5 protein-coding genes and 1 pseudogene are annotated in these 4,512 nt (G+C 57.1%); 4 read left to right on the forward strand and 2 right to left on the reverse strand.

Going from position 1 to position 4,512, the window contains the following annotated elements; translation table 11 throughout:
• A pseudogene (locus AC1DWF_RS30440) lies at window positions 1-201 on the forward strand (hypothetical protein); the annotation flags it as partial.
• 154 nt (window positions 202-355) lie between these two features.
• Here the strand turns inward: AC1DWF_RS30440 and AC1DWF_RS30445 are convergent.
• Both AC1DWF_RS30445 and aspT read right to left on the reverse strand, forming a co-directional pair.
• The gene (locus AC1DWF_RS30445; RefSeq protein ID WP_476788060.1) at window positions 356-592 is read right to left on the reverse strand and encodes a hypothetical protein; all 237 of its coding nucleotides are present in this window, start codon (window positions 590-592) and stop codon (window positions 356-358) included.
• A 107-nt stretch (window positions 593-699) separates the two neighbouring features.
• Window positions 700-2,391, reverse strand: a complete 1,692-nt coding sequence (gene aspT / locus AC1DWF_RS30450; protein WP_476788061.1) for an aspartate-alanine antiporter — start codon at window positions 2,389-2,391, stop codon at window positions 700-702.
• Between the two features lie 836 nt (window positions 2,392-3,227).
• Between aspT and AC1DWF_RS30455 the strand changes: the two genes are divergently transcribed.
• From AC1DWF_RS30455 to AC1DWF_RS30465, 3 genes are all read left to right on the forward strand, one after another.
• Window positions 3,228-3,356, forward strand: a complete 129-nt coding sequence (locus tag AC1DWF_RS30455; protein ID WP_476786936.1) for a hypothetical protein — start codon at window positions 3,228-3,230, stop codon at window positions 3,354-3,356.
• Window positions 3,357-3,430: 74 nt separating this feature from the next.
• Window positions 3,431-3,613: a hypothetical protein gene (locus AC1DWF_RS30460; protein WP_476788062.1), complete on the forward strand. Its 183-nt coding sequence runs from the start codon at window positions 3,431-3,433 to the stop codon at window positions 3,611-3,613.
• Window positions 3,614-4,171: 558 nt separating this feature from the next.
• A complete protein-coding gene (locus tag AC1DWF_RS30465; protein ID WP_476788063.1) occupies window positions 4,172-4,471 on the forward strand; it encodes a hypothetical protein in 300 nt (99 codons plus the stop codon).
• Window positions 4,472-4,512: the final 41 nt, after the last annotated feature.

Genomic DNA, 4,512 nt, shown 5'->3' on the forward strand with positions numbered 1-4,512 from the left:
ACACAGCCCAGTCGTAAGCTGTTGCGGCCGGCTTCACGTCGGAATCCGCATCTCGACTTTTCCAATAACACCATCGGTGCGATCATAGGGCACGCTGGCAGCACCATCACCAGTCGCTACACCCACCGTCTCGATTCAGTATTGGTCGCGACAGCGGACAGCATAGCGAACGCGATCGACCGGCAGATGAGGAGCTTCTAGGTATCTAGGCAGGGCTATTTGCCCGTAGTTTCGGAAGAACCGGGGCAGTTCCAACGGCCCGCAACGCTCAATCGGCTTCCATTCGTCGGATCGCAGCCAGGCGCCGTTGATGTTGCCCTTCTCGCGATCTTTGGCAGGATCGAAGTGCACGCCTTCAAAGTGGGTCGGCGAATACCTCGGTATCCTCGCGGGTCGCGAAGCAATAGAGGCGGAAGTTCTCCGCCTTGCCATTCGGCCATTTTGCCATCACCTGCTGTGTCCTCGGCTGCGGATCAAAGCGCCGGCAGAAGTCGGCGATGAGGCCGTAGTTTTCCATGCAACAGAGGTCGTTGGGCAGCGCGACCTGATATGCCGCACCTGAACTACCGGGCAGCGAAATGGAGGCCGTCACCTGCAACGACACCCGCACCTCGGGCAGCGCAGCCTTTGTGAAAGCAGCTGTTTGCAGGGAGCCGATGGGGCGCTCGACAGCTGTCGAGCGCAGAAAGCTCTATCCCTTCATGTCCCAATCGTCATCATGGCCACGAGCACCGGTCCCCATGCCGTAAGCAGAATATTTCCAACGGCATACGGAACTGTGTAACCCAGTGCGGGAACGCTGCTGTTAGACTCGTCCTGAATGGCACGAAGGGCGGCGGTAATCGTGCCGGCTCCTGCGCAGGCCCCCAGGACAATCAGCGGGCTCATCCTCAATACATAGCGGCCAAAGAGGATGCCAATGGTATGCGGCAAGAGTGCCGACACCAGACCAACGGCAACCAGGCTCAATCCGGTATTTTGAAGTCCGGAAAAGAAGCTGGGGCCAGCACTCAAGCCTACCACCCCGATAAAGAGACACAATCCTACGGTATCGAAAATCCAAATCGCCGGCTCCGGCATCCGACCGAAAAATGGGTACACGGATCGAAGCCAACCGAAGATCAAACCCATGATCAATGCCCCACCACTCGCGGTAAGTGTGAGCGGAATACCTGCGACCGTCAGCGAAAGCAGCCCGACAAGCCCCCCGAGCACGATGCCAGTACCGACGAAAACCATGTCCGTCGCATCCGTCGGACGGTCGGCATAACCGATTTCCTTGGCTGCCTTCTCAACCTCGGGCCTGATTCCGATCAGGCACATTACGTCGCCTCGATCGATCCGCGTTGTTGCGGCGATGGGCATCTCATGTCCGGCGCGTGTAAGCCTTCGAAGAAACACGCCGCGTGCAAACTCCAGCTTGGTCAAGTCATCGAGCGACAGTCCTACGACAAAGCGTTGCGTAACCACGACATCCAGCACATCTAACGGGACGTCCAGCAGAGATTTGTCGTCCACTTCAGGACCAATTACGTCCCCTCGCCTCACGTGAATTTCCTGGCGAGCGAGCACAGCAACAACATCATCCTCGCGGATGGCCAAGTCAGGTCGAGGCTCCAATATCTCGGCGCCTCGGCGAATGCGCGCAATGAAGACCCGCGTGTCCTTGGGCATTGCCTCGATATCAGCCAAGGTCTTGTCAAAAAGTATGGGGTTCGTAACGCGGTAGGCCCGGACGTCGAAAAATTTGGTTCCGGAGTTGGCGCCTGGGCCAAGCTCCGACGAACCCGCCAGCGCAGCCTGCATACGAGCACCTTCTTCACGCAGGTTTATACCCATCAACTTGGGCCCGATGGTGGGAAGGAACCAGACGAGACTGGCAGTTCCAATCAGGTAAGTGACCGCATAGGCGACCGGGATGTTATTTAGCAGCGCGCTTTTCTCAGCATCGGACAACGGGAGGCGCTGAATGGCCTGGCCGGCGGTGCCGATCACTGTCGACTCGGAAAACGCGCCCGCGAGGAGCCCAGCTGCCGTGCCGATGTCGTAGTTCAGCAGCTTTGCGAAACCGAATGCTGTAAGCAGACATGCAACGCAAAGAACGACCGTGAGCAGAACCTGCGGAATTGCGTCCTTTTTCAGTCCTCGAAAGAACTGCGGCCCTACTTTGTAGCCGGTAGTGAAGAGGAATAGATCAAAGAATATGACCTTCACGATGGGCGGGACTTTGATATCGAGTTGTCCGATCAATACTCCTGCGAAGAGTGTCCCCACGACAATGCCGAGACTAAAGCTTCCAAACCTCAGGCGGCCAATCACGAAGCCAACTGCCAGCGTAAGGAAGATGGCCAGCTCAGGATTGTTTTGCAGTGCCTGCACAAAATAAGTCATGCGTTCCCCCATGTCAGTTGTGCCCAGCCAGCATCTGCTCATCTGGGGCGAATGCAAGACATACCCGCAGCTAGGTTTCGAGGGCTGGACAGGCGAGCTTTCCGTCAAGAACGGCCAAGACTATATTGGCGGTCACGTCATCCCCGAACCCATCGTGGCTCCTTGGCCTGGATGCGAGCTATTCTAACTTCCATATCACGTTGGCTTTGTGCCCTTGCAGCTTCTCCTCCGGTTCTTCCTTTAGGTCGTCAAAGTCGTGGCTGGTCGAGTTCCGCCAAGCGCGTTTATTTTTGATTTCGAAAAAAACGACTGGTTGACGTTGAGAAAGTCGCACCTAATGTGATTTCCGCTCTGACCTGAGATTCGAGCGGCGCGCTCGCCTCGTTTCGATCCCCTCAGAAGCGGGCGCGCCATTTTCCCCCTTCGTGATTGGTCTTAAACGCCAGCTCGGCGTTAACGGTTTGAGGCGGTAGCGCACAGACCGAGATCCAAGCCACGGCGAGCACAGCCAAAGTCGCGTGAGCTGCTCCAGCGGGAACCTTGAAGGTGCCCGTTGCATTTAGATCCATGAGCCTAACAACAGGAGCGGATAAGATGCGTAAAATCCTGATCGGTTGTGCGCTCGTTGCCGGCATGGGCGTTGGGTTGCCTCTGCCTGCCTCTGCGCAAGACATCCAACTTGAATTTGGTCGCGATGGACTGCGCCTGAATGAGGGCTGCAACCCGCGCTACGAGGATTGCCGCCAGGACGGCTACCGCGATGGCTTCTATCCCGACAATCGCCGCAGTATGCAGCGGATTGCACCGAGGGCCGCGCGCTCGACAAGGCCGAAAGCATGGGCATACGCCGTGCCCGCATCGCAGATGTCGGCCGACGGACGATCGAGGTCCAAGGCCGCGACCGCAACGGCGACCGCATCTATGTCACCTTCGGCCGCTCGCCGAGCTGCCCGCTGCTGAGCTAGTCGAACTCTTGCAGCGGGAGCCAGGCCGGCGCTGCTTTGGATGACTCAGCCGGGAGGCGCCGGCCAAGCTGCATGTGCATGAAGGACCGCCCTCCACCGACAAGCTGATTGGCGATGCTTGGTCGCATGAGATCAAATACGACGGCTACCGGACACAGATCCATCTCGTCGGCGGGCATGCGATTGCATTCACCCGGAATGCTTCGGTGCTGGCCGCCGTGCGCGCTCTGATCAAACGCGATGCCATCCATCCTTGATGGTGAGATGGTCGTGCAGGACGAGACCGGCCGCACCGACTTCAAGCGACTTGCCAGCGGCCTACATCACCCGCGAATTCGTCGTCATTAACTATGAGCAAAATCGAGGCGAGGCCCCATCCCTGCTGCTGGCGGACATGGCCGACGGTGAACTTCGTTATGTCGGCCGAGCCATCCGGCAATCGGGGGCAAGCAACGCGGCGAGCTATGGGAAGCGCTGGACTATCTCAAAGATGCCCAGTTCGCGGCACCGATCGGCACCGGCAACAAGAGCGCAAAACCAATCCAACCGGTCTTGCGCGTCATGGCCAAGCATCTTCGAGGTGAAGACAAGCTGCGACATGCGACGGTGACGGAGGTGTTGGTGCCGTGATCGCAGAGACAGGCAGGTGCAGCGCGCTAGCGCCCTAAATTTGGGTGGGAAGGACAATGTGGGGGCTGGAACAGCCCTTACTGTTCGAGGCGCCTGCATGCTCCATTAATCATCCCTAATGTAAATTGTTGAGCAGATGCTAAAAAGTTTGGTACGCTACTAAACAGAGCTGGATGTGGGGCGCTATGATGCTGGCACAACGTCAGACGTTCGTTGAACTATTGGAGGCAACAGCCAAAGCAATCAACAGCACGCCGGTCGAGGATTTAAAGTCTATTTTGCTGCGTGCTGCGCTCAAGCTTCGCAGTAGTAAAGGCATAGATATCAACCCGAAAGTCGACCACGCAGTGACGTCACTTGCAGCAGAGGTTGGTATGACCAGAGCAGAATTGATAGGTGACATCATTGTTGACTGGATGCAGTCGAACGATTTTTTGCCTGCTTGGATGAATCATGAAGACCGGGAAATGGAACCGGAATTTTAGATGATAATATCATCTCGCGGCGATACGCAAATCTCTTGTAC

The sequence above is a fragment of the Aminobacter sp. P4_D5 genome (assembly GCF_056401815.1).

Bases quoted from the DNA above. Each gene is read 5' to 3' on its own strand.
- aspT (WP_476788061.1), bottom strand. From the start codon at position 2,391: ATGACTTATTTTGTGCAGGCACTGCAAAACAATCCTGAGCTGGCCATC.
- AC1DWF_RS30455 (WP_476786936.1), top strand. From the start codon at position 3,228: ATGGGCATACGCCGTGCCCGCATCGCAGATGTCGGCCGACGGACGATC.
- AC1DWF_RS30465 (WP_476788063.1), top strand. From the start codon at position 4,172: ATGATGCTGGCACAACGTCAGACGTTCGTTGAACTATTGGAGGCAACA.